General features: G+C 70.3%; 22 protein-coding genes. 11 read left to right on the top strand and 11 right to left on the bottom strand.

Features of this window, described 5'->3' with window-relative positions:
- Positions 1-30: 30 nt before the first annotated feature.
- Together AC1RU4_RS22415 and AC1RU4_RS22410 are read left to right on the top strand one after the other, a co-directional pair.
- On the top strand, positions 31-2,076 hold the full coding sequence (locus AC1RU4_RS22415; RefSeq protein ID WP_492893375.1) for an oxidoreductase: 2,046 nt from the start codon (positions 31-33) through the stop codon (positions 2,074-2,076).
- A gap of 14 nt (positions 2,077-2,090) precedes the next feature.
- The gene (locus tag AC1RU4_RS22410; protein ID WP_492893373.1) at positions 2,091-2,627 is read left to right on the top strand and encodes a hypothetical protein; all 537 of its coding nucleotides are present in this window, start codon (positions 2,091-2,093) and stop codon (positions 2,625-2,627) included.
- A gap of 31 nt (positions 2,628-2,658) precedes the next feature.
- Here AC1RU4_RS22410 and AC1RU4_RS22405 read toward each other — a convergent pair whose 3' ends face one another.
- The 3 genes from AC1RU4_RS22405 to AC1RU4_RS22395 form a co-directional block, all read right to left on the bottom strand.
- Positions 2,659-3,588, bottom strand: a complete 930-nt coding sequence (locus AC1RU4_RS22405) for a DMT family transporter (RefSeq protein ID WP_492893371.1) — start codon at positions 3,586-3,588, stop codon at positions 2,659-2,661.
- A gap of 93 nt (positions 3,589-3,681) precedes the next feature.
- The gene (gene proC, locus AC1RU4_RS22400) at positions 3,682-4,521 is read right to left on the bottom strand and encodes a pyrroline-5-carboxylate reductase (protein ID WP_492893369.1); all 840 of its coding nucleotides are present in this window, start codon (positions 4,519-4,521) and stop codon (positions 3,682-3,684) included.
- Between the two features lie 138 nt (positions 4,522-4,659).
- Positions 4,660-5,817 (bottom strand): ROK family protein, encoded by a 1,158-nt coding sequence (locus AC1RU4_RS22395; protein ID WP_492893367.1) that lies wholly within the window; start codon positions 5,815-5,817, stop codon positions 4,660-4,662.
- A 231-nt stretch (positions 5,818-6,048) separates the two neighbouring features.
- On the opposite strand from AC1RU4_RS22395, the gene AC1RU4_RS22390 reads away from it, so the two are divergent.
- Positions 6,049-7,284, top strand: coding sequence for an NAD(P)/FAD-dependent oxidoreductase (locus AC1RU4_RS22390; RefSeq protein ID WP_492893365.1), 1,236 nt, complete (start codon positions 6,049-6,051; stop codon positions 7,282-7,284).
- Positions 7,285-7,294: 10 nt separating this feature from the next.
- Here the strand turns inward: AC1RU4_RS22390 and larB are convergent, their stop codons facing one another.
- The 8 genes from larB to AC1RU4_RS22350 form a co-directional block, all read right to left on the bottom strand.
- A complete protein-coding gene (gene larB / locus AC1RU4_RS22385; protein ID WP_492893364.1) occupies positions 7,295-7,969 on the bottom strand; it encodes a nickel pincer cofactor biosynthesis protein LarB in 675 nt (224 codons plus the stop codon).
- On the bottom strand, positions 7,966-8,781 hold the full coding sequence (gene larE / locus AC1RU4_RS22380) for an ATP-dependent sacrificial sulfur transferase LarE (protein ID WP_492893363.1): 816 nt from the start codon (positions 8,779-8,781) through the stop codon (positions 7,966-7,968). Before larE ends, larB begins: the two co-directional genes overlap by 4 nt.
- Positions 8,782-9,972 carry a nickel pincer cofactor biosynthesis protein LarC gene (gene larC, locus AC1RU4_RS22375; RefSeq protein ID WP_492893362.1) on the bottom strand — a complete coding sequence of 397 codons (1,191 nt, stop codon included), beginning with the start codon at positions 9,970-9,972 and terminating at the stop codon, positions 8,782-8,784.
- 12 nt (positions 9,973-9,984) lie between these two features.
- A complete protein-coding gene (locus AC1RU4_RS22370) occupies positions 9,985-11,325 on the bottom strand; it encodes a nickel pincer cofactor-dependent isomerase, group 22 (protein WP_492893361.1) in 1,341 nt (446 codons plus the stop codon).
- Between the two features lie 5 nt (positions 11,326-11,330).
- Positions 11,331-12,830 carry a tripartite tricarboxylate transporter permease gene (locus AC1RU4_RS22365; RefSeq protein ID WP_492893360.1) on the bottom strand — a complete coding sequence of 500 codons (1,500 nt, stop codon included), beginning with the start codon at positions 12,828-12,830 and terminating at the stop codon, positions 11,331-11,333.
- Positions 12,831-12,882: 52 nt separating this feature from the next.
- The gene (locus AC1RU4_RS22360; RefSeq protein WP_492893359.1) at positions 12,883-13,353 is read right to left on the bottom strand and encodes a tripartite tricarboxylate transporter TctB family protein; all 471 of its coding nucleotides are present in this window, start codon (positions 13,351-13,353) and stop codon (positions 12,883-12,885) included.
- 127 nt (positions 13,354-13,480) lie between these two features.
- On the bottom strand, positions 13,481-14,467 hold the full coding sequence (locus AC1RU4_RS22355; RefSeq protein ID WP_492893358.1) for a Bug family tripartite tricarboxylate transporter substrate binding protein: 987 nt from the start codon (positions 14,465-14,467) through the stop codon (positions 13,481-13,483).
- Positions 14,468-14,674: 207 nt separating this feature from the next.
- Positions 14,675-15,469, bottom strand: coding sequence for a FadR/GntR family transcriptional regulator (locus AC1RU4_RS22350; RefSeq protein WP_492893357.1), 795 nt, complete (start codon positions 15,467-15,469; stop codon positions 14,675-14,677).
- A gap of 354 nt (positions 15,470-15,823) precedes the next feature.
- Here AC1RU4_RS22350 and AC1RU4_RS22345 point away from each other — a divergent pair, with 354 nt between their 5' ends.
- The 8 genes from AC1RU4_RS22345 (at position 15,824) to AC1RU4_RS22310 (ending at position 23,592) form a co-directional block, all read left to right on the top strand.
- Positions 15,824-16,981 carry a four-carbon acid sugar kinase family protein gene (locus tag AC1RU4_RS22345; protein ID WP_492893356.1) on the top strand — a complete coding sequence of 386 codons (1,158 nt, stop codon included), beginning with the start codon at positions 15,824-15,826 and terminating at the stop codon, positions 16,979-16,981.
- Positions 16,978-18,036 carry a 4-hydroxythreonine-4-phosphate dehydrogenase PdxA gene (gene pdxA, locus AC1RU4_RS22340; protein WP_492893355.1) on the top strand — a complete coding sequence of 353 codons (1,059 nt, stop codon included), beginning with the start codon at positions 16,978-16,980 and terminating at the stop codon, positions 18,034-18,036. Before AC1RU4_RS22345 ends, pdxA begins: the two co-directional genes overlap by 4 nt.
- A gap of 10 nt (positions 18,037-18,046) precedes the next feature.
- Positions 18,047-19,180 carry an iron-containing alcohol dehydrogenase gene (locus AC1RU4_RS22335; RefSeq protein WP_492893354.1) on the top strand — a complete coding sequence of 378 codons (1,134 nt, stop codon included), beginning with the start codon at positions 18,047-18,049 and terminating at the stop codon, positions 19,178-19,180.
- Positions 19,181-19,217: 37 nt separating this feature from the next.
- On the top strand, positions 19,218-20,153 hold the full coding sequence (locus tag AC1RU4_RS22330; RefSeq protein ID WP_492893353.1) for a dihydrodipicolinate synthase family protein: 936 nt from the start codon (positions 19,218-19,220) through the stop codon (positions 20,151-20,153).
- A 10-nt stretch (positions 20,154-20,163) separates the two neighbouring features.
- Positions 20,164-21,129, top strand: coding sequence for a hydroxyacid dehydrogenase (locus AC1RU4_RS22325; RefSeq protein WP_492893352.1), 966 nt, complete (start codon positions 20,164-20,166; stop codon positions 21,127-21,129).
- 135 nt (positions 21,130-21,264) lie between these two features.
- Positions 21,265-22,203: an SMP-30/gluconolactonase/LRE family protein gene (locus AC1RU4_RS22320; RefSeq protein ID WP_492893351.1), complete on the top strand. Its 939-nt coding sequence runs from the start codon at positions 21,265-21,267 to the stop codon at positions 22,201-22,203.
- 40 nt (positions 22,204-22,243) lie between these two features.
- Positions 22,244-22,927 carry an amino acid ABC transporter permease gene (locus tag AC1RU4_RS22315; RefSeq protein ID WP_492893350.1) on the top strand — a complete coding sequence of 228 codons (684 nt, stop codon included), beginning with the start codon at positions 22,244-22,246 and terminating at the stop codon, positions 22,925-22,927.
- Between the two features lie 11 nt (positions 22,928-22,938).
- Positions 22,939-23,592 carry an amino acid ABC transporter permease gene (locus AC1RU4_RS22310; RefSeq protein ID WP_492893349.1) on the top strand — a complete coding sequence of 218 codons (654 nt, stop codon included), beginning with the start codon at positions 22,939-22,941 and terminating at the stop codon, positions 23,590-23,592.
- Positions 23,593-23,639: the final 47 nt, after the last annotated feature.

The following is a 23,639-nucleotide window of genomic DNA, read 5'->3' as shown; positions in this document are numbered from 1 at the left end:
CCTGCCACCACGGTCGTCCGGGAGCGCACCATGGCCGCCTATGACGTGCTTTTCCAGCCGCTGCAGATCCGCAACCTGACGATCCGCAACCGCTTCCTCTCCACCAGCCACGAACCGGGCTACGTGCTGGCCGGCGACATCACCGACCGCTACATCGCCTACCAAGCGGAAAAGGCCAAGGGCGGCATCGGGCTGACGCAGTTCGGCGGGGCGACCGCGGTCTCGGCGGAGAACTCGTTCTATTACGGCCAGATCAACGGTTCGGTCGACAAGGTGATCCCGCAATTCCGCCGGATGGCGGCGGCGATCCACGAACACGGCGCGCTGTGCACGGTGCAGCTGACCCATGGCGGGCGGCGCGAGCGCTGGGACCTGACCAACTGGCTGCCGACCTTCTCGGCCTCGCCGCTGCGCGAGATCATCCACGGCACCTTCCCGGCGACCATGGAAGACCACGACATACGCCGCACCATCGAGAACTATGTCGCCGCCGCCACGCGGGTGCGCGAGGGCGATGTCGACGGGGTCGAGGTCTCCTGCCAGGCCGGCACGCTGATCGAGCAGTTCTGGTCGCCGGCGATGAACCAGCGCACCGACGGCTATGGCGGACCGCTCGCCAACCGCATGCGCTTCGGCCTCGAAATCCTGGAGGCTATGCGCCGCCGGCTGGGCGACGACTATGTCATCGGCATCCGCATGCCCGGCGACGAGATGCTGAAGGGCGGCCTGACGCAGGAGGACTGCCTCACCATCGCCAAGACCTATGCCGGCTCGGGCCTGATCGACTTCATCTCCGTGGTGGGGGCGCAGGCCAGCGACTACAAGTCGGAAGCCAGGATCTGGCCGACCATGTGGGTGCCCTCGGCCGCCTATCTGCCGCTCGCCAAGGCGATCCGCGACGAGGTGCAGGGGCAGGTGAAGATCTTCCATGCCGCCCGCATGACCGACGCCGCCACCGCCGAGCACGCGCTGAAGAGCGGCGCGGTGGACATGGTCGGCATGACCCGCGTGTTCATCGCCGATCCGCATTACGCCAACAAGCTGAAGGCCGGCGACGAGGAGAACATCCGCCCCTGCGTCGGCGTCGGCTATTGCGTCGACCGCGCCATTCGCGGCATCGATGCGCTCTGCGCCCATAATGTCGCCACCTCGCGCGAGGCGACCATCCCGCAGATCGTGCGGCCGGCGCCGGCGCGCAAGAAGGTGGTGGTGGTCGGCGGCGGCCCGGCCGGCATGGAAGCGGCGCGGGTCAGCGCCCGGCGCGGCCACGAGGTGGTGCTGTTCGAGGCGGCGGGCGAGCTCGGCGGGCAGCTGCTGCTCGCCTCCCGCGCCACCTGGCGGCGCGACCTCTCCGGCATCACCACCTGGCTGGCCCGGCAGATGGAGATCCTGAAGGTCGACGTGCGGCTCGACACCTATGCCGAGGCCGGTGACATCCTCGCCGAAGAGCCGGACGCGGTGATCGTCGCCACCGGCGGGCTGCCCAATGTCGGCCCGTTCGAGGGCGCGCAACATGCCGCCTCGGTCTGGGACGTGCTGTCCGGCCAGACCGCCATCACCGGCGACGTGCTGCTCGCCGACGAGAACGGCACCGCCTCCTCCGCCTCCTGCGCCGAGTTCATGGCCAGTCGCGGCGCCAGGGTGCGCATCGTCACCCCGGACCGCGAATTCGGCCGCGAGATCGGCGGCACCAATCTCGGCGCCCACATGACCGAGCTCTATTCGCATGACGTGGTGATCGAGACCGACACGCGGCTGGTCTGCGTGCGGCGGCAGGGCAACACGTTCCTCGCCACGGTGCAGAACACCTATAGCGAGAAGACGCGGGAGCTGGAGGTCGACCACGTGGTGGGCGACAACGGCACGCTGCCGAATGACGACGTCTATTTCGCGCTGAAGCCGCTCTCCCGCAATCTCGGCGAGGTCGACCTGCGCGCGCTCGCCGACGCGCGCGAGCAGACCATCGCCACCAACCCGGAGGGCCGCTTCATGCTCTACAAGGTCGGCGACGCCTGGTCCTGCCGCAATCTGCACGCGGCGATGCTCGATGCCGCGCGCCTCACCCATCCGCTGTGAGACAGGAGCCCATCATGACCACGAAGACCCTGTCCCACGGCGACGTCGCCTACCGGGTGATCGCGCTCGAGGACTGCCTGCCGCTGGTCGAGGGCTTCATCGCCGCCGGCAGGAAATGGCACTCGCATGTGCTCTCGCCCGGCTGCGCCTTCAATCCCTATCCGGCGCTCTATGCCATCGTCGTCGAGGACGACGTCGAGCACGCCGCCTATATCGCCCCTTCCGAGGGCTTCCCGGAGGTCGACAAGGCGTTCGTGAAGATGCTGCATGGCGACGACATTCTCGACGCGGCGGCCGCGGCGGCGGAAGACCCGGCGCTATGGCAAGGCTCGGAACTGCTCGGCAAGGTGCGGGCGATCGACGCGCAGGGCGTGCATTGGCACCACCACATGAACTTCCCCGACTGCGCGCTCAACCCGCATCGCGGCCGCTGGGCGATCACGGTGGAGAGCGATGCCGGCACCTTCTCCGAGAGCTATGACGACGAGCCGAAGGCGGTGCTGCGCGAGATCGAGGTGATGTATTTCCGCAACCTCGACAAAGCGGGCTGAACGATATCCGAGGGCGGGCCGCCGGCCCCTCTCAGGGGAATTCCTTGATCATCGCCTCGCTTTGCACCCGTCCGCGGGCGCGCGATTCGCTGTAGAGCAGGAACAGCCCGGCCACGACGATGATGCCGGCGCCGATGAGCATCTGGTGGTTCGGCACGTCGCCGAACACCAGGATGCCGAACACGATCCCCCACAGCAGCAGCGAGTACTGGAACGGCGCCAGCACGCTGACCGGGGCGAGCTTGACCGAGCGGGTGATCAGCAGATGCGCCAGGCAGGCCACGACGCCGAGCCCCATCATCATGCCGATATCGGCGACGCTCGGCGTGGTCCATTGGAACAGGGCGACCGCGCCGCCGCCCACCAGCGCGCCGACCGCCTGCAGCGTGCCGAGCACGGTGTCGCTGGTCTTCGACAGCACCTTGTTCAGCATCAGCGCGCCGGCATAGCAAAGGCTGCCGAGCAGCGCATAGACGATGGCGGGGGAGAACACGGCGAAGGACGGCCCGAGCGCGATCACCACGCCGACGAACCCGCTGAGCACGGCCAGCCAGCGGCGCCAGCCGACGCTGCCGCCGGGCAGGAAAGACGACATGGCGGCGACATAGATCGGCCCGGCCATGTAGAAGGTGATGACGTCGGCCAGCGGCAGATAGGCGGCGGCGGCGTAGAACAGCGCCGAATCGGCGGTCACGATCACCACCCGCAGCAGCTGCAGCCACGGCCGGTCGAGCCGCCACCTGCCGGGGGCGGCCTTGGCGCCGAGCATCGGGCCCAGCACGATGAAGGCGCCGATGGCGCGCAGCGCCAGCAACTGGCCGACCGCGAAGGTCCCCAGCAGGATCTTGCCGATGACGTCGTTGAGCGCGAAGCAGAAATTGCCGAGCACCATGAAGGCGATGCCGATCCACAGGGCATTCGCGCCGGCCGGGCTGATCAGGCGGTTGAAGACGGACAGCATGACACCCCGGCACGACGATTTTCACTGGCAGGCGTGGGCACGAAGACGCGGCGTGGGCACGAAGACGCGGCCTGGAAACGAGGCCGGCGCCGGTCAGCAACGGCCGAGTTCGATCGATCGCGCCCGCGCCGCCGCGACGGCGTCGGCAATGACCGAATCGATGCCGGATTCGCCCATCAATACCGCAAGTGCGGCGGCCGTGGTGCCGTTTGGGCTGGTGACCTGCCGGCGCAGTGTCGCAGGGTCGTCGGCGCTCTCGCGGGCGAGGCGGCCGGCGCCATAGACGGTCTGCAGCGCCAGCTCGCGGGCCAGCGCGGGCGGCAGGCCCTCCCTGAGGCCGGCCCGCTCCAGGCAGTCGACGACATGGAACACATAGGCGGGGCCCGAGCCGGACAGCGCCGTCACCGCGTCCATCAGCGCCTCGTCCTCGACGAAGCGCACGATGCCGCCGGCCGTGAGCAGCCGCTCCGCCAGCGCCCGTTGCCCTGTCGAGGCCCGCGCATTGGCGACGCAGACCAGCATGCCGGCGCCGATGGCGGCGGGGGTGTTGGGCATGCAGCGGATGATCGGCGCCTCGACGCCGAGCGCCGCCTGCATGGCGGGGAGCCCGACGCCGGCCGCCACCGACAGCAGGAAGGCGCCGGATTCGACGAAGCGCCGGCAGGCCGCCGTCACCGCCGCGATGTGCTGCGGCTTGACCGCGAGCACCACGACGTCCGGCCGGTAGGCGGCCGGCACCGCCTCGATGTCGCGCGAGGTCGAGGCGCCGAGCCGCGCAGCCCTCTCGCGCAGGGCGTCGACCGGCTCCACGACATGCACATGAACGCCGCCGGCGCCGGAAAGCCACCCGGAGACCAGCGCATGTCCCATATTGCCGCAGCCCACGACCAGGACATCGATCGAAGCGGGCGTTTCAGTGTGTTGACCGGCCATGGGAGATCACCTCGCGTCCTTTATGTCATAACGAATTTGTTATGACAATTGCCGCGAGATGTACATCCTTGCGACGGGCGACCTGGCTCCGGCGCCCTGCCGGGCCGCCGGCGCATGTCCGGCGGGTGGGCCGGCCGGTCAATCCTTCGCGGGCTTGCCGTTGCTCCTGTCCCTGCCCTTGTCCTTGCCCTCTCCGCGCTTGTGTGCGGCCTTCTGCTCGGCATTCGGGCGGGCGCGATTGGTGAAATGCGCATTGCCGAGGCCGGTGCCGATGGTGAGCACGCCCCAGCGTTCGACGTCCTGCATGAAGGGGACTTCGCTCAGTCCCTGGACGACGGCGTCGTTGTGCATGGTCACCGCCGTCTCGTGCCCGCCGATGGAGGGGATCGCCTCCCACAGGGCGGCCGGCAGGTTGAAGCGCGTGCTCTGCCAGTTGCCGGGCAGGTTCTGCGCGCCGGCCTCGATGGAGCCGTCCGGGGCAATGGAGCCGGGACAGCCGACGCCGATGAAGGGAGCGAGGCGAAGCTCGTCCTTCCCGGCCTGGCGGATCAGCGTCTCCAGCATGTCGACCAGGCGCCTGACGGCGTCGTCGCGGCTGATCTTCTCGTCGCCGTGGTGCCACAGATCCATGGTGCGCACCCGCGCCTTGGAAAGGTCGTCCGCCTTGTCGAGGTTGAGCGTGACGATGCCGCAGCGGATATTGGTGCCGCCGATGTCGATGGCGAGGATGTCGTCGAAACTCGCGAACATCCAGCTCGGGGCCAGATGGACCGCGCCGATCAGGCCGGCTTCGTCCGGGTGGTTGCGAATGGGGCGCAGCTGGATGTCGATGCCGTCGGCGCGGGCGAGCAGTTCGGTGCGGGCGACGGCAATCTCGGCGAAGCGGCTTTCCTTCAACCCGCCGCCGATGGCGATGCGCTCGGTGTCGCGCCACTCGCGGGTGCGCAGTAGGCGGCGGATGACGGCGAGCAGTTCGTGGGCATAGTCCTCGATGGCGCTATGGACGAGCGCCTGCTCGCGCGCCTTGCCCTCCTTCAGGGCTTCGTCGATCCGGGACTTCGAGAGCTCCGCCGTCGGGGTGTCGGCGAGCAGCGGCTGCTTGCCCACGCCAAGGTCCCGCCAGCGTTCGAGGATCTCGAAGAAGACCGCGCGGCGGGCGCGGTCGCCGACGAAGCCGTCCTCGTCGCGCAGCTGGGCGTTGAAGCCGTCGACCGTCACCGCGGCGAGCGTCGACGCGCCGTGGACCGCGACGTCGGGCGGGGTTTCATTCGGCGTCCTGGCCTCGCTCGTCGTCATTTTTTGCCCCCGTCGGACGGTTCGCGACGCGCCCGGCCGCGCTTACCCCTGTGGCTGTCGACTAGGAACGGCCCGGCTCCCCGCGGAGTTCCGGCCGGAGGCGACGATTGTCCGGGCGCCGACCATCGGGGCGGCACGGAAGCGTCGGGGAATCGTCGTGCAACCATAAGGCACGTCGGAGGTTCACAGAGGGCTCCGGCACCCGGAGCGCCGACACGAGGACCTCGACCGATGTTCGATCCGGACACCACCGAGCAGAGCGACCTGCGCGAGGGAACGCCGCCCTGGCGCAGCGGCCTGCAGGTGCCGGCATGTCCGCCGCTCCAGGAAAGCCTGCGCTGCGACATCCTGATCGTAGGCGCCGGCATCAGCGGCGCGCTCATGGCCGAACATCTCACCGCGCTCGGCCACCGGGTCTGCGTGATCGACCGGGAACGCCCCGGCTTTGGCAGCACGCTCGCCAGCACCGCCATGCTGCTGTGGGAAATCGACTGCCCGCTGGACGAACTCGCCGACATCTACGGCTTCGAGCGCGCGGCGAACATCTACCGCCACAGCGAGAAGGCGGTCTCGGGGCTGGCCGGCCTGGTCGAGGCGCTCGCCCTGCCCTGCACTTTCCGCAGCCGCCCGTCGCTCTATCTCGCGGCCTGCGATATCGGGGCCGCGCGGCTGCGCACCGAACATGAGCTGCGCCAGCGCGCCGGCCTGCCCGGCCTCTATCTCGACCATGCGACGCTGCTGCGTGAATTCGGCTTCGATCGCGAAGCCGCCATCGTGTCGCCGGGAAGCGCCGACGCCGACCCACTAAGGCTCGCCCACGCCCTGTGCACGGTGGCGGCGCGCCGCGGCGCGACCTTCTTCACCGCCGAGGCGGCGAGCTATTCCAGCTTCGGCCACGGCGTCATCGTCGGCCTGGACAATGGCCGCGAGATCGAAGCCGGCACGGTCGTGCTGGCGACCGGCTATGTCATGCCCGACATCGTGACGTCGGATCTGCACAGGGCCGGCGCCAGCTGGGCACTGGCGACGCCGCCGCAACCGCCCGGCGTGCTGTGGCGCGACGAGGCGCTGGTGTGGGAAGCCTCGGAAAACTATCTCTATGCCCGCACCACCGCCGATCGTCGCATCGTCATCGGCGGCGAGGACGAGGACGGCATGTCGGAGCGCGAGGCGCGCGCCGCGTGTGCCCCGGCGAAGGCCGCCGCGATCCTCGGCAAGCTGCGGGCGCTGTATCCGCGCGCGGATGCGCGGGCGGAGATGATATGGTCCGGCGCCTTCGGCAGGACCGAAGACGGCCTGCCGCTCATCGGCGAGGTTCCCGGCCATCCCCGGATTTACGCCGCCTACGGCTATGGCGGCAACGGCATCACCTTCAGCTATCTCGCCTCCCGCGTCATCGGCCGCATGCTCGGCGGCCGGCGCGAAGGCTGGTTCGACGACCTCGCCATCGATCGCCCGCGGCCGTGAGCATCGAACCTCAGGCGACGGAGGATCCGGCGGCCAGCATGCGCAGGGCCGCCTGCGCGGCGCCGAAGCCATTGTCGATATTCACCACGACGAGGCCCGGCGCGCAGCTGGCCAGCGCCGAATTCAGCGCCGCATGCCCGCCCTCGGCAACGCCGCGGCCGACGGAGGTCGGCACCGCGATGACCGGGGCGGCGACGAGGCCGGCGAGCACGCTGAACAGCGCCCCCTCCATCCCGGCCACCGCGATGACGACACGGGCGCGGCGGATCTCGGCCAGCCGCTCCATCAGCCGCCACAGGCCGGCGACGCCGACATCGGCGACGATGTCCGCCCGCACCCCGGAAAAGGCCAGCGTGCGCGCCGCCTCGCCGACCACCGGCAGGTCGGCGAGGCCGGCGGCGACGATGACGACCTCGGGCGCCATGCCGGCGCGCTCGGGCATGGGCGGCAGCGGCCCGAGCAGCGCGGTGCGCGAGAGCGGGTCATAATCCAGCCGCGCCGCGAGCGCGGGCGGCAGCGCGTCGAGATGCGCGCCCGGCAGGCGGGTGACCAGCAGCGCGCGGCCGGCGGCCAGCGCCTGCTCGAGGATGGCCGCGAGCTGGCCGGGGGTCTTGCCCTCGCCATAGACCGCCTCCGGCAGGCCGGTGCGGGCCACGCGGTCCCAGTCCATCCGGGCGCCGGTCATGCCGCCGGCTCGCGCCGGAACGCGGCGCCCATCCGGTAGGGCTCGACGGCGGCGAAACGGCGCCCCTCCTGCGCGCAGGCGTGCTGCATCAGGCGGGCGACGTCCTCGGCATCGGCCGGATCGAGCGGACGGCCGATTTCGAGATGCACCCCGCTGCGGCGCAGGCGCACCCGCACCGTCTCGCCGGCGCCGAGGCACGCGCGCACCGCCCATTCCATGCGGTCGATAAAGGCGAGATCGCGCGGATCGATGGCGATGCCGGTCTCGACGCGGCTGGCGAGGCAGGGCTGGGCCGGCAAGTCGGCGAATTCGGTGAAGCCGAGCCGGCGGGCGATGGCGCGGATCGTCGCCTTGTCGATGCCGGCCAGCACGAAGGGATGGATCACCGCATGCTCGCGGGCGGCGGCGAGGCCGGGCCGATGGTCGGACAGGTCGTCGAGATTGGTGCCGGAGGCGATGAGGCGGTCGGTGGCGCCGCTGATGGCGGCATAGAGATTGGTCTTGCAGAAATAGCAGCGGTCGAACGGGTTGGCGCGGTAGCGCGGGTCCTGCTGCTCGCCGGCGTCGAGGATGACCAGCGCCCACCCCTCCACCGTCGCATGCGCGTCGATGAGCGCGCGGGCGGCGGCCGGCACCGCCGGCGAGGCGGCATGCACCATGAGCGGCGGCGGGGCGGCCCGCTCGCGCGCCCGGCGATGGGCCAGCGAGGCCAGCGTCATGCTGTCGACGCCGCCGCTCACCGCGATGGCGAGGGGCTTCCGGTCGTCGAGCAGCGCGCTCAGGCGCAGGACGGCGGCGTCGATCGCATCCATCTAGTCGGCGGCCTTCTGCAGGTGCCGCCGCGCCGCCAGCGTGTCGGCCGCCCGAAGCGCGTCGCTCTCGACCTTGGCGGTGACGGTGCCGTCCGGGCGGCGCGCACGCTTCATGGCGAGGCCGTCGCCGGCGAGGCCGCATGCGCGCGGCAGCACCCGCCGGCGCACCTCGTGCCAGCGCAGGCCGAGCGTCGAGGTCTGCAGAAAAACCTGCTCGGCCAGGGCGTCGAAGGCGGCCGGCTCGGCCAGCAGCACGAAGCCGGTGAGTGGGCGCGCCTTCTTGCCGATGGCGCTCGTCAGATGCAGGTCGCGCACGCCGGGCACGACGCGCAGCCGCTCGGCCGCCACCGCGATCTCCTCGCCCGTCATGTCGTCGATGTCGAAGGCGACGGACAGCAGCGCGTCCTCCCCGGCGCCCTTGTCCGCGACGAACAGGCTCGCCCGCAGCACGTTCGGCATGCCCGGCAAAGAACGGGTGCCGGCGCCGTAGCCGATGCCGGACAGACGCGCCTGCGACGGGCGCGGCGCCGGGGCCGCGCCGACCAGGAAGCGCAGGATCGCCGCGCCGGTGGGGGTGACGCGCTCGCCGGCAATGCCGTCGTCGCGCCAGTCGAACCCCTTCAGGATCTCCGCCGTCGCCGGCGCCGGCACCGGCAGCAGGCCATGCGCGGTCATCACCATGCCGCCGCCGAGCGGCAGCGGCGCCACGCTCCATGCCGCTCCCGCCAGCGCGGCGGCGATGCTGCCGGCGGCGACCACGTCCATCAGCGAATCCCAGTCGCCGATCTCGTGGAAATGCACGTCCTCGACCGGCACGCGGTGCATGCGCGCCTCCGCCTCGGCGAGGATGGCGAGGATGCCTGTGGCCGCCTCTGCCGTGCCGGCGCTCAGCCCGGCGTCTGCGATGAGCGCGCGCATGCCGGCGAAAGTGCCGTGCGGCGCGTGACGATGGTGGTGGCGGTGGCGGGAAGCGTCGGGCATCTCCGCCGCCAGCGAAAAATGCAGCGCCGCGAGCCCGCCGGAGACGACCTCGGCCAGCCGCGCCGTCCCCGCCGCTTCCGGCAGCACGGCGGCGACGTCCGCCAGCACCCGCGGCGCGAGGTCCGGCCGCGCCTGCAGCATCGCGGCGACGAACATGTCGCCGGCAATGCCGCCGACCGGGTCGAGATGGACATGCAGGGGATCGCGCATCGCCTCGCCGCCCTAGTGGTCGCCCGGCCAGGGATCGAGCAGCCGGCCGCCGGCATCGAACGCCATCGGCGCCGGCTCGCCCAGCACCTCGACGCCCGGACGGGAGGCGATCTGCGGCAGCAGCGCCTCGGAGGCATAGAGATGGTCGAGATGCAGCGTGTTGGGGATGCGGATCATGGTGATGGCATCCGGCGTATGCGACTCGCAGGTCTTCACCGCCGCCTGAATCGCGGTCCTGTCGTCCGGCATCGCCATCGGCAGCGAGGCGGCGATCAGCACGCCGGAGGTCAGCGAATTGGCATAGACCGACTCGCGGTCGAAGCGGTCGAACAGCCGCTCGGTGATGACGTCGGCGCGGGCGACGCCGTTGGCATTGCCCTGGCTCTTGTCGGTGACGTCGAGCACCACGATGCGCGACACCGACGGTCCGCCCTTGATGGCGGTGGTGGAGGGCCGGCCGGTGATGTTCGGGTCCATGCCGCTGCCGGAGAATTCCTTGCCGACATAATCGACCAGCAGCACGTCGAGCGGCCCGGAGGCGAGCGGCTGGTCGGGCGGGCCGAGCGGTAGGCGCGGCATGTTGCGCATCGCCTGCGCGAGATAGTCGCGCTCGCGCTCGATCATGCCCTCGGGCGGCAGCACCACCACCCTCGACAGCCGGTCATAGGCGTTCTCGATGGTGCCGATGCCGAACAGCACCTTGCAGGTGGCGAGCTTGACCCGCGCCATCTCGATGATGAACCGCCCGACGAAGTTGAAGCCCCAGGCGTGGCAATTATCGGCGCCGGACTGCTTGCCGAGGCCGATGGACAGCATCTTGACGAGGCCGCTCTCGTTCTGCGCCCGGAAGGCGCTGTGCGGCTTGATGCGGTTGAACAGCACGATGCCGTCCGCCTCATGGGCGAGCCTGTCGATGCGCACCGACATGCCGTTCTCCAGCACGCCGAGCTCCACCGTCTCCATGCTGGAGCGGATCGGGCAGCCGGCACTCGCTTCCGTCACCCCGAGATGGGCGAGCACCTTGACCTGCCCCTCGGCGGTGGCGCCGCCATGGCTGCCCATGGACGGCACGATGAAGGGCTCGGCGCCGAGCGCGCGCAGTTCGCCGACGATGGCGCGCACCAGTTCCGGCAGGCTGGCAAGGCCGCGGCTGCCGACGGTGAGCGCCACCGACATGCCGGGGCGGATGCTCGCGCGCACCACTTCGGCGCCTGCCAGCGCATCATGCACCGCCTTGGCCGGGTCCGGTGCGTCCTCGGCGTCGAAATGCTGGCGCACCAGCGCCATGCGCGGCAGCTTCACGTTCTCGACCAGCTTCACATAGCCGGGTCGGCGCGGGGACGTTCCGGCCATCGGGCCTACTCCTTGAACACCACCTCGCGCTTGCGCGAGATGGTGGGCAGCAGCACCACGACCAGCGACAGCATCGCCAGCGCGAGCAGCGAGGCGGTGAGCGGGCGGACGAAGAACTGCATCGGGTCGCCGCGGAACAGCAGCATGGAGCGGCGCAGGTTCTCCTCCAGCATCGGCCCGAGGATGAAGCCGAGCAGCAGCGGCGCCGGCTCGCAATTCAGCTTGTGCAGCACATAGCCGAACACGCCCATGCCGGCCATCACCAGCACGTCGGCGGCGCTGTTGTTGACGCTGTACACGCCGATCGCCGAGAACACGATGATCGCCGGGAACAGGTAATTATAGGGCACGGTGAGCAGGCGCACCCAGATGCCGATCAGCGGCAGGTTGAGGATCACCAGCATCAGGTTGCCGACCCACATCGAGGCGATCAGCCCCCAGAACAGCTCCGGCTTGTCGGTGACGAAGGACGGTCCGGGGGTGATGCCGTGGATGATCAGCGCCCCGACCATCAGCGCCATCACCGGGTTGGACGGGATGCCGAGCGTCAGCATCGGGATGAAGGAGGATTGCGCGCCGGCATTGTTGGCGCTCTCCGGGCCGGCGACGCCCTCGATGGCACCCTTGCCGAACTCGCGCGGATCGCGGGCGAACTTCTTCTCCACCGCATAGGAGGCGAAGGAGGACAACAGCGCGCCCCCGCCCGGCAGGATGCCGAGCACCGAACCGAGCAGCGTGCCGCGCACCACCGGCGGGCCGATGCGGCGGAACTCCTCCTTCGTCAGCATCAGCCGGCCGACATCGGTCACCGCGCTGGAGCGGGTCTCGGGCGCCTCCAGATTCTTCACGATCTCGCCGACACCGTAGATGCCCATCGCCAGGGCAACGAATTGCAGGCCGTCGCTGAGATTGGAGAGGTCGAAGGTGAAGCGCGCCTCGGTAGTGTAGATGTCGCGGCCGACCAGGCCGAGCAGCAGGCCGAGCACGATCATGGCGAGCGCCTTCATCAGCGAGCCCGAGGCCAGCGTGATCGAGGCGATGAGGCCGAGCACCATCAGCGCGAAATATTCCGGCGGCCCGAATTGCAGCGCCAGGCGCGCCAGCGGCGGCGCGAACAGCGCGATGAACACCGTCGCCATGGTGCCGGCGAAGAAGGAGCCGAGCGCGGCGGTGGCGAGCGCCGCCCCGGCACGCCCCTGCCGGGCCATCTGGTGGCCGTCCAGCGCGGTGACCACCGAGGTGCTCTCGCCGGGCAGGTTGATGAGGATCGCCGTGGTCGAGCCGCCATACTGGGCGCCGTAATAGATGCCGGCGAGCATGATCAGCGCCGATACCGGCTCCAGCCCGAAGGTGAGCGGCAGCAGCATGGCGATGGTCGCCACCGGCCCCAGCCCCGGCAGCACGCCGATCAGCGTGCCGAACAGCGCGCCGATGAAGCAGTAGAACAGGTTGTAGAGGCTGAGGGTGGTGGCGAAGCCCAGCGCCAGATTGCCGAATATGTCCACAGCGCGGTTCCTTGGATGCCGTTCCCCGGAATCGGGACGGCCAGCCTTGGGATCAGGACAGCCAGGAGCCGATCAGGGCGATCGGCAGGCCAAGCCCGAGAATGAAGACGACCCAGGTGAACGCCACCAGCGCGGCCGACAGGATGATCGCGCCGCGCCAGCCGACCTGCCCGCTCGCCAGCGTGGCGAGCATGGTGCCGATCGCCACCGTCGGGCCGAGCCCGAGGCCGTCGAGGCCGAAGCCGAACACCAGCACCGCGGCGGTGACGAGGAGGAAGCCGCGCCAGGCGACCGGCGTCATCTCGCCGCCGTCGCCGAGCAGGCCGCGCACGAAGATGGCGAGGCCGATCAGCCCCAGGAGACCCGACAGCAGCAGCGGGAAATAGCCTGCGCCCATGCGCAGCGCCGTGCCCAGCGACAGGTCCCGCGCGAAATAGGCGAAGGCGGCGGCGAAGGCCATGAACAATAGGCCGGACAGGGCGTCCTGGCTGAACACGGCCTTCAGGGAGGGTTTGCCGGTCATGGGATGATGTCCGTTCGCGCGGAAGCGGCGGGGGCGGGGGCGGCGGGAGGGCGGCGCGGAGATGATCGGCGGCGCGGCGGGAGCCGGCCGCGTCGCCCGCCTTCCCGCGCGCCGCCTCGCGACCCGTTCACTGCGGCTTGATGTTGCCCTTCTCGATGACCTCTTTCCACTGCGCGGTCATCGCCTTGATCAGGTCGGTGAACTGCGCCGGGGTGGAGGCCACCGGGGTGATGCCGAGCTCCTGCAGCTTCCCGACCGTCTCCGGCTGCTTCATGAAGGCCTGGATCTGGCTCGCCAGCTTGTCGGTGACGGCATCCGGCGTGCCGGCGGGGGCGAGGAAGCCGTGCCAGGCGGTCGCCTCGAAGCCAGGGACGAACTCGGCCACGGTCGGCAGGTTCTTGTCGAAATCCTGCCGCTCGGGCGTCGCCACGGCGAGCGCCACCAGCTTGCCGGATTTCACATGCGGCAGCAGCAGCGGCACGTTGTCGAAGGCGAGCTCGACATTGCCGGAGAGCAGGTCCGGCAGCATGGCGCTGGAGCCCTTGTAGGGGATGTGCACCATCTGCGTGCCGGTGCGCTGCATGAACAGCTCGCCGGCCAGGTGCTGGGTGGTGCCGGTACCCGAGGAGCCGAAGCTCACCTTGTCCGGGTTGGCCTTCAGATAGGCGATGAGGTCGGGGACGCTGCGGGCCGGGATCTTGTCCGGGTTGATCACCAGCACGTTGGGCACCACGCTGACCTGGGTGATGGGCTTGAGGTCGCGCAGGGTCTGGTAGGGAAACTTGGCGCCGTAGAGCGTCGGGTGGACCGCGAGGTTCGAGGTGGAGGCGAGCACCAGCGTGTAGCCGTCCGGCGCCGCCTTCACCACCTTCTCGACGCCCGACACGCCACCGCCGCCGCCGATATTCTCGACCACGAAGGGCTGGCCCAGCGTCTTCTGCAGATTCTCGGCCACCATGCGGGCGATGATGTCGGCGGTGCCGCCGGCCGAGAACGGCGCGACCACGGTCACCGGCTTGGAGGGATAGGCGGCATCGGCCGCGGCGGGCGTCGCCAAGGTCGGCGTCGCGAGGGCGAAGGCCAGGCAGGCGGCGGCGATTGATCTGAGCTTCACAGCTTCCTCCGTGAGTGTCGTTGAGTGCGGCCTGTTGTCCGGCGCTGTCTCATGGCCGCCGAGACGATCGGCGGTTCCGGCAAGCGCGAGGGGTGGCGCTTTTCCGAACGGCAAGCTGATGAGTTGTCCACTATTTGTCAAGATGTAAATTCGCGGCCCCGCCGAGCCCGGACGAAACGCGCCGGGCGGTCGCGGCCGAAGCGTCGCTCAGAGCGAGAGATCGAGGGTGCGGCCCTCGAAGATGCGGTCGCGCGAGCCTTCCAGATGCCGGCGCATGACCTCGCGCGCGGCGGTGGCGTCGCGCCGGCGAATGGCGTCGAAGATCGCCTGGTGCTCCTGGAACACGCCGACGAGGCCGGAATGCGGCCCCATCAGCGAGGCGCCGTGGAACTTCATGCCGACGGCGATATGGTCCTTCAGCGCCTGCATCGAGGAGATGTAGTAGTGGTTGTTCGTCGCCTGGGCGACGGCGCAGTGGAAGGCGAAATCGGCATCCTCGCGGTGGCGGCGGGCCTGGGTGGCGTCGCGCATCAGGTCGAGCGCGGCGGCGATCGCCGCCAGCGCCGGCTCGTTCCAGCGCAGCGCCGCGTAATAGGCGTGATGCGGCTCGATGGTGAGCCGGAACTCATAGCAACGCTGAATATCCGCAATGGTTTCCACCGGCGCGTAGCCCAGCACCCGCGCCTCTTCCACCCGCGTGGTCACGAAGCTGCCCGCCCCCTGCCGCGAATAGATCATCCCCTCGTCGCGCAGGCGCTTCAGCGCCTCGCGGATGATCGGCCGCGAGACCAGGTACTGCGCCGCCAGCTCGTGCTCGCCGGGCAGCTTCTGGTCCGGCTCGTATTCGCCGGTGCTGATCTTGGTATGGAGCAGCTTGTAGACGCGCTGCACCAGCGGCATGCGGGGAGCCCTGTCGGCCATGGGGTCCGCGCCGTCGCGCCCCGGCCCGTCCGCGACAGCGGCGCCCTCCGGCTCGTCGGCGAGGTTGTTGCGCTCAGTCATGACCTGTTTCCAAATATCTGCCCCGCCCGCGGGCGGCTGTCCCTCGGCGCGCAACCGGGACACGGCTCCGAAGGACTCTCGACTTGTAATAATCTGGACCAGCGCCGCAAACATGCAAGGCCCCGTCCCACGAGATTCCGGCTTTTCCTGCTTGTTCAACATTACAACATATTGACATGTGAGCAAGCCGCGCCTAGGACATGCCGCCAATGAGCGGCGGGCCAACCGCCGGACAATGGAGGATGGCGTGGTGACCAGGAAGGATGTCCGCAGCGGACGCGCGCGCCGCGCCATGCCGTCGCGGGCCGACATCCGCACCGCCGCCGGCACGGGACGGCAGGGAGCCGGCCGGCCATGACCGTCCTGCGCCTCATCGCCGACGACCTGACCGGCGCGCTCGACGCCGCCATCGCCTTCGCCGCCGCCGGCTCCGCCATCCCGGTGGTGTGGTCGCCCGGCGCGACGCCGGCCGTCGATGCCAGCCTCGCCATCGACAGCGCGACCCGCGAAGCCGGGCGCGAAGCCGCCCGCACGCGGGTGGCGGCGCTGGCCGGCACGCTGGCGAACGGCACGCCGGCGAGGCGCTCCCCGGCAGCGACGGCGTCCGTGCAGCCGGCGCCGGACATCCTGTTCTATGCCAAGCTGGACAGCCTGCTGCGCGGCAATGCCGCCGCCGAAATCGCCGGCTGGGTCGACGCGCTCGGGCCCGACCGCTGCCTTGTCGCGCCGGCCTTCCCGCATCACGGCCGCATCACCCGCGACGGCGTGCAATATCTGCGCGACGACCGGGGCTGCCGGCCGGTCGGAGCCCGGCTTGCCGACGATCTCGCCCGCGAGGGCCTGTCCGTCGCCCTGTGCCGGCCGCAGGACCGGGTGCCCGACGGCATCAGCCTGTGGGATTGCGAGAGCGACGCCGACCTCGCCGCCATCGCGGCACGCGGCCGGGCCCTGCCCGGCACCACGCTGTGGTGCGGCAGCGGCGGCCTCGCCGCGGCGCTTGCCGGCGGCAGCCGGCCGGCGGCGGTGGCGCCGGAGCGGCTGCCGCGCCCGATCCTCGGCCTGTTCGGCACCGACCATGAAGTGACGCGAGGCCAGCTTGCCGCCGCCGGCGAGGCGGTCGTCACCCTCGCCGACGGCGGCGCCGCAAGCGCCGAAAAAGTGGCCGCGCGCCTCGCCGCCGACGGCGCGGCGCTGGTGCGCCTGGCCCTGCCCGACGGCACGGCGCGCGGCGAGGCCGCCGCCCGCATCGCCGGCGCCTTCGCCGACCTCGCCGGTGCGCTGCCGGTGCCCGGCACCCTGCTGGTCGCCGGCGGGGAGACCCTGCGCGACCTCTGCCAGGCGCTGGGGGCGGAAAGGCTCGACCTCTATGGCGAGGTCGAGCCCGGCATTCCCTGCTCGATCCTGCGCGGCGGCCGTTTCGACGGCACCCATGTCGTGTCGAAATCCGGGGCCTTCGGCGGCCCCGACCTCATCAAGCGGCTGACATTGCCATTCCAAGGAGACCACGCATGACGCCGCATCTGGCAATCACCATGGGCGATCCGGCCGGCATCGGCCCCGAGATCATCGTGAAGGCCTGCGAACGTCTGAAGGACCGGCTGGCGGCCGGCGATCTGCGCCTGCTGGTGGTCGGCAGCAACCCGGCGCTGCGCGGGGCGCAGGCGGCGCTCGGCAGCGCGCTCGAGATTGCCGAGGTGTCGGCGGACGACAATGAATGGCCGGCGCTGGCCTGCCTGCAGGCCGGCCCCGAGGGCGAGCCGATCCGGCCGGGCGTGCTGTCGGTGGATGGCGGGCGCTTCGCCTATCTGGCGGTGGAGCGCGCGGTGCGCCTCGCCCAGGCGGGACGCATCGGCGGCATCGTCACCGGCCCGCTCAACAAGGAATCGCTGAACAGGGCCGGCTATCACTATGCCGGCCACACCGAGATGCTCGCCGAACTGACCGGCGCCCGCGGCTCGGTGATGATGCTGGCGCATGGCAACATGCGGGTGAGCCACGTCACCACCCATGTCGCCCTGCAGGACGTGCCGAAGCGGCTCACCCCGCAGCGGCTGCGCTATGTGCTCGACCTCACCGACCAGGCGCTGGCCGGCCTCGGGCTGGAGCGCCGGCGCATCGCGGTGGCGGCGCTGAACCCGCATGCCGGCGAGGGCGGGCTGTTCGGCCGCGAGGATATCGACGTCAGCGAGCCGACCATCGCCCAGGCGGTCGCCGACGGGCTCGACGTGGTCGGCCCGGTGCCGGGCGACACGGTGTTCGTCAAGCTGCGCGCCGGCCAGTTCGACGCCGTGGTCGCGATGTATCACGACCAGGGCCACATCCCGGTGAAGCTGCTGGGCTTCAACGTCAATCCCGAGACCGGCAACTGGGACGCGCTGTCCGGGGTGAACATCACCCTCGGCCTGCCGATCATCCGCACCTCGGTGGACCACGGCACCGCCTTCGACATCGCCGGCAAGGGCATCGCCAACGAGCTCAGCCTGATCGAGGCGATCGACTATGCCGAAAAGCTGGCGGCGACCCGGACCCTCGCCGCCGACGCCCCCGCCATTCCTGCCGCTCGCTGAGGGACGGATCATGACCAGCGCGCTGTCGCTTCCCATCGAACTGGTGCGCCCGCCGCGCATCGCCTTCGGCTCCGGCACGCTGCCGGCGGTCGGCCGCTGGATCGGCGAGCGCGGCTATCGCCGCATCCTCGTCGTCGCCGACGCCTTCAACGCCGCCCGCGTCCATCTCCTCGGCCTGTCCGGCGAGGTGACCTTGTTCGCCGGCGTGAAGCCCGAGCCCGACCTGCCGAACCTCGAAGCGCTGCTGGCAGTTGCCGGGACCGCGCAGGCGGAAGTGGTGATCGGCTTCGGCGGCGGCAGCGCCATGGACCTCGCCAAGCTGGCCGCGGTGCTGCCCGGCAGCGGCCAGAGCCTGCACGACGTCGTCGGCCCGGAGAAGGTCGCCGGCAAGCGGGCGGCGCTGATCCAGGTGCCGACCACCGCCGGCACCGGCAGCGAGGCCGGCACCCGCGCGCTGGTCACCGATCCGGCGACGCAGAACAAGCTGGCGGTGCAGAGCCTGCACATGCTGGCCGACCTCGCGGTGATCGACCCCGATCTCACCCTCACGGTGCCGCCGGCGGTGACCGCCGCCACCGGGGTCGACGCGCTGGCCCATTGCGTCGAGGCCTTCACCAGCCGCAGGGCGCATCCGGCCATCGACATCTACGCGCTGGAGGGGGCGCGGCTGACCGGCCGCTTCCTCGCCCGCGCCATCGCCGACGGCGGCGACCGCGAGGCGCGGGCCGGCATGGCGCTGGCCTCGCTCTATGGCGGCTTCTGCCTCGGCCCGGTGAACACCACCGCCGGCCATGCGGTGGCCTATCCGCTCGGCACCCGCCATCATATCGCCCACGGCGCCGCCAATGCACTGATCTTCCCGCATGTGCTGGCGTTCAACGCGCCGGCGGTGCCGTCGAAGACCGCGCTGGTGCTGGAGGCGCTCGGCCTGCCGGGATCGAGCGACCCCGCCACCGTGCTGGAAGCGGCGCGAGGCTGGTGCCGGTCGCTCGGCTGCGAGATGCGGCTGTCCGCCCACAAGGTGCCGCAGGACGACCTGCCGGCGATGGCGGGCGAGGCGCACGCCATCCGCCGGCTGCTCGACAACAACCCGCGCGACATCAGCCGCGAGGAGATTCTGGCGATCTATCAGGCCGCCTTCTGACGCCACCCGACAACCGATCAACGCCAAGGTTCAGGACATGACCAAGATCACCGGCCCCAAGATCACCGGCTCCAAGATCACCGGCCCCTTCGTCGCCATCGTCACCCCGTTCGACAAGGACGAGGCCGTCGACGCCGCCGCCCTCGCCCGCCAGGTGCGCCGCCAGGCCGCCGCCGGAAACGGCATCTTCTGCGCCGGCACCAATGGCGAGTTCTACGCGCTGTCCTTCGATGAGAAGATCGAGGTCGCCCGGGTCTGCGTCGAGGCCGCCGCCGGCAAGGTGCCGGTGCTGGCGCATATCGGCGAGATATCGACCCACCAGACCATCGCGCTGGGCAAGGCCGTCGAGACGCTGGACGTGAAGGCGGTCTCGGTCATCACCCCCTCCTTCATCGCCTGCTCGCAGGCCGAGCTGGTCGACCACTACCGCAAGGTCGCCGACGCGCTCTCGGTGCCGGTATACCTCTACAACATCCCCGCCCGCACCGGTAACATCATCGAGCCGGCCACCGCCCGTATCCTCGCCGACCACCCGAACATCATCGGCATCAAGGACAGCGCCGGCTCGCAGGAGAGCCTCGACGGCTTCCTCGCCATCGCCCGCGAGCGCGACGACTTCGACGTGCTGGTCGGCCCGGACTCGCTGGTGCTGCACGGGCTGCGCAACGGCGCGGCCGGCTGCATCTCCGGCCTCGGCAATGTCAGCCCGCTGACGCTGAACGCCATCCACACCGCCTTCGTCAACGGCGACGAGGCGGCGGCCGATGCGGCGCAGACCCGCTTCAGCACCCTGCGCAAGGACCTCTACGCCTTCGGCTTCCCGCCGGCGCTGGTCAAGCGCGCCCTGCGCCATGCCATGCCGGAGGTCGGCGCCAGCCGCGCCCCGGTGCTGATCGCCGAGGATGTCGACGCCAAGGTGGCGGCGATCTCGGCGGCCCATGCCGAAGCGGTTCCCGCCGAAGCGACCGCGTGAGGGCGGGCAGATGAGCTTCACCGTCGTCAGCCTCGGCGGGCCGGTCGCACCGGAAGGCGAGGCGATGCTGCACGCGGCGGGCATCGCCTCGCTCGCCACCGGCCCCTATCCGTCCAAGCCGGAGGTCGTCGAGCTTCTGTCCTCCCGCCTGGCCGACGCGATCGTCGTGCGCCTCGTCGAGCGGATCGACGAGGAGATCATGCGCGCCTCCCCGCGCCTGAAGCTGGTCGCCAAGCACGGCGCCGGCACCAACGACATCGACGTCGCGGCGGCGAGCGCCATCGGCATGCCGGTGCTGGCGGCGGTGGGCGCCAACGCCCCCTCGGTGGCCGAGCATGCGCTGGCGCTGATGTTCGCGCTCATCAAGGACATGCGCCGGCAGGACGCCTTCGTGCGCGGCGGCGGCTGGGCCAAGAAGGCCTATCAGGGCCACGAGCTGCGCGGGCGCCGGCTCGGCCTCGTCGGCATGGGCCTGATCGGCCGCAACCTCGCACGCATGGCGAGTGCCATCGGCATGGAGGTGCTCGCCTACGACCCCTTCGCGCCGGACGAGGCCTTCGGGCCGGATTGCCGCCGCGCCGCCGATCTCGACGCCCTGCTGGCGAGCGCCGACGTGATCAGCCTGCACTGCCCGCTCACCGACGCGACGCGCGGCCTGATCAATGCCCGCACCCTCGGGCTGATGAAGCCGGGCGCCCTGCTGGTCAATACCGCGCGCGGCGAGGTGGTGGACGAGCCGGCGCTCGTCGAGGCGCTGAAGGCCGGCATGATCGGCGGAGCCGGGCTCGACACCTTCTCGCCGGAGCCGCCGGCGCCCGACAACCCGCTCTGGGGGCTGGATAACGTCATCCTGTCGCCGCATATCGGCGGCGTGACGGAAGAGGCCCGCCGCGAGGTGTCGCTGATCACCTGCGGCAACGTGATCGCCCTGCTGAAGGGCGAGACGGTGCATCCCCGCTTCTTCGTGCGGGGCTAGCGACGGGCGCCGGCACGGCTTGCCCGTGCCGGCGGCCCCCATCGGGCCCGCCCCTCCGGGCGGGGCGGCGCCTCAACGAAGGCGCCGGCTCTCCCGCAACGACGACGACGAGACCGATAGAGGAAATGCCGGCCCATGTGGCAGCCCAGCGAACGCTATCCCGATCCCGCGGTGCAGGTGCTCGACCCGCGCTTCGCCCGCCATGTCCTCAACAGCGCCGCCGTCGAGCGCCTGGCGACCGGCATGCGATGGTGCGAGGGACCGGTCTGGTTCGGCGACGGCCGCTACCTGCTGTGGAGCGACATTCCCAACGACCGGATCATGAAGTGGGAGGAGGAGACCGGCACGGTCAGCGTGTTCCGCAAGCCCTCCAGCTTCGCCAATGGCCACACCCGCGACCGCCATGGCCGGCTGATCTCCTGCGAGCATGGCGGACGGCGGGTGGTGCGCACCGAATATGATGGAAGCCTCACCGTGCTGGCCGACCGTTTCGACGGCAAGCGGCTGAATTCGCCCAATGACGTGGTGGTGAAAAGCGACGGCAGCATCTGGTTCACCGATCCGCCCTTCGGCATCCTCGGCCATTACGAGGGCCACAAGGCCGAGCCCGAGCTGCCGACCAGCCTCTATCGCATCGACGGCGCGACCGGCCGCATCGACCTCCTGTGCGACACCATGGCCCGGCCGAACGGCCTGTGCTTCTCGCCCGACGAGACCCGGCTCTACGTGGTGGAATCCGGCAGCGCGCCCAAGCGCATACGGATGTTCGAGGTCGTCACCGACGGCACCCGCATCGCCGATGGCCGCGTCTTCGCCGATGCCGGGCCGCAGGGCTCGCCGGACGGCTTCCGCTGCGACGTCGACGGCAATCTCTGGGCCGGCTGGGGCACCGGCGAGGGGCTCGACGGGGTGCGGGTGTTCGATCCCGACGGCTCCGCCATCGGCCATATCCACCTGCCGGAGCGCTGCGCCAACCTGTGCTTCGGCGGGCGCGCCCGCAACCGGCTGTTCATGGCCGCCAGCAAGTCGCTCTACGCGCTTTATGTGAACACCCAGGGCGTGGCGACATGCTGAACCTCCCCCCGCCCCCTATGCCGGCCCGCCGGAGGGCGCCATGAATTACAGCTTCGATTTCGAGAGCCTGCTGCCCTATTGGCGCGACTTCCTCGACGGCGCCTGGCTGACCTTGCAGCTCTCCGCCCTGTCGACGGTGCTGGGCTGCGTGATCGGCACGCTCTGCGCCATCGGCCGCTCCAGGGGCCCGGCCTGGCTGCGCCCGCTGCTCGGCGCCTATGTCGAGACCATGCGCAACACCCCGCTGCTGGTGCAGGTGTTCATCGTCTATTTCGGCATCGCCACTTTCGGCCTGCGGCTGCCGGCGACGATGGCGGCGGTGATCGCGCTGGTGCTCAACGTCTCGGCCTACACGTCGGAAATCGTGCGCGCCGGCCTCGAATCGATCCACGATTCGCAGGTGGAGGCGGCGGAATGCCTCGGCCTCAGCCGCATCCAGATCTACTGGCATGTCATCATCCGCCCGGCGATCGAGCGGGTCTACCCGGCACTGACCAGCCAATACATCATGCTGATGCTGGCCTCCTCGATCACCTCGCAGATCTCGGCGGAAGAACTGACCGCGGTCGCCAACCGCATCCAGTCCGACACCTTCCGCTCCTTCGAGACCTATATCGCGGTCGGCCTCATCTATCTCGCCCTCTCCTTCATCGTGCGGTTCGGCTTCTGGCTGTTCGGGCAGGTCGTGTTCGTGCGCCGCCGCAAGCTCGGCACCCCGCTCTAGAGGCCGCACCGATGCCCACATTCAACATCCACCACTTCCTGTTCCTGCTGGAGAGCGCGGTCTGGACCGTGGTGCTGTCGCTGATCGCCTTTGCCGGCGGCGGCCTGCTCGGCTTCGCGGTGGCATTGGCGCGCATCTCGCCGAACCGCTGGCTGCGCTATGCCGCCCTCACCTATGTGCAGATCGTGCAGGGCATTCCGCTGCTGATCCTGATGTTCGTGGTGTATTTCGGCGCCACCATCTCCGGGCTGCGCGACATGCCGGTGCTGGCGGCGGCCAGCCTGGCGATCATCGTCTATGCCTCGGCCTTTCTCGGCGAGATCTGGCGCGGCTGCCTGGAATCGGTGGCCCGGACCCAGTGGGAGGCCGCCGAATGCCTCGGCCTCACCCGCTGGCAGCGGATGACGCGGGTGATCCTGCCGCAGGCGGCGCGCATCGCCACCGCCCCGACGGTCGGCTTCCTCGTGCAGATCATCAAGAACACCTCGCTGGCCTCGGTGATCGGGGTGGTGGAACTCGCGCAGGCCGGCAAGCTCATCAACAATTCCACCTTCCAGCCCTTCATCGTCTTCGTATTGGTGGCGGCGATCTACTTCGCCCTTTGCTATCCGCTATCGCTGTGGAGCCGTTCCCTCGAAAGGAAGCTCAATGTCGGCCGTCGTTAAACTCTCCAACGTTCACAAGAGCTTCGGCACCGTGAAGGTGCTGGACG

The organism is Ancylobacter sp. GW821-FHT10E12, assembly GCF_058809335.1.
The sequence above is the reverse complement of the archived record's forward strand: the minus strand, read 5'-3'. Positions and strand labels throughout refer to the sequence as shown.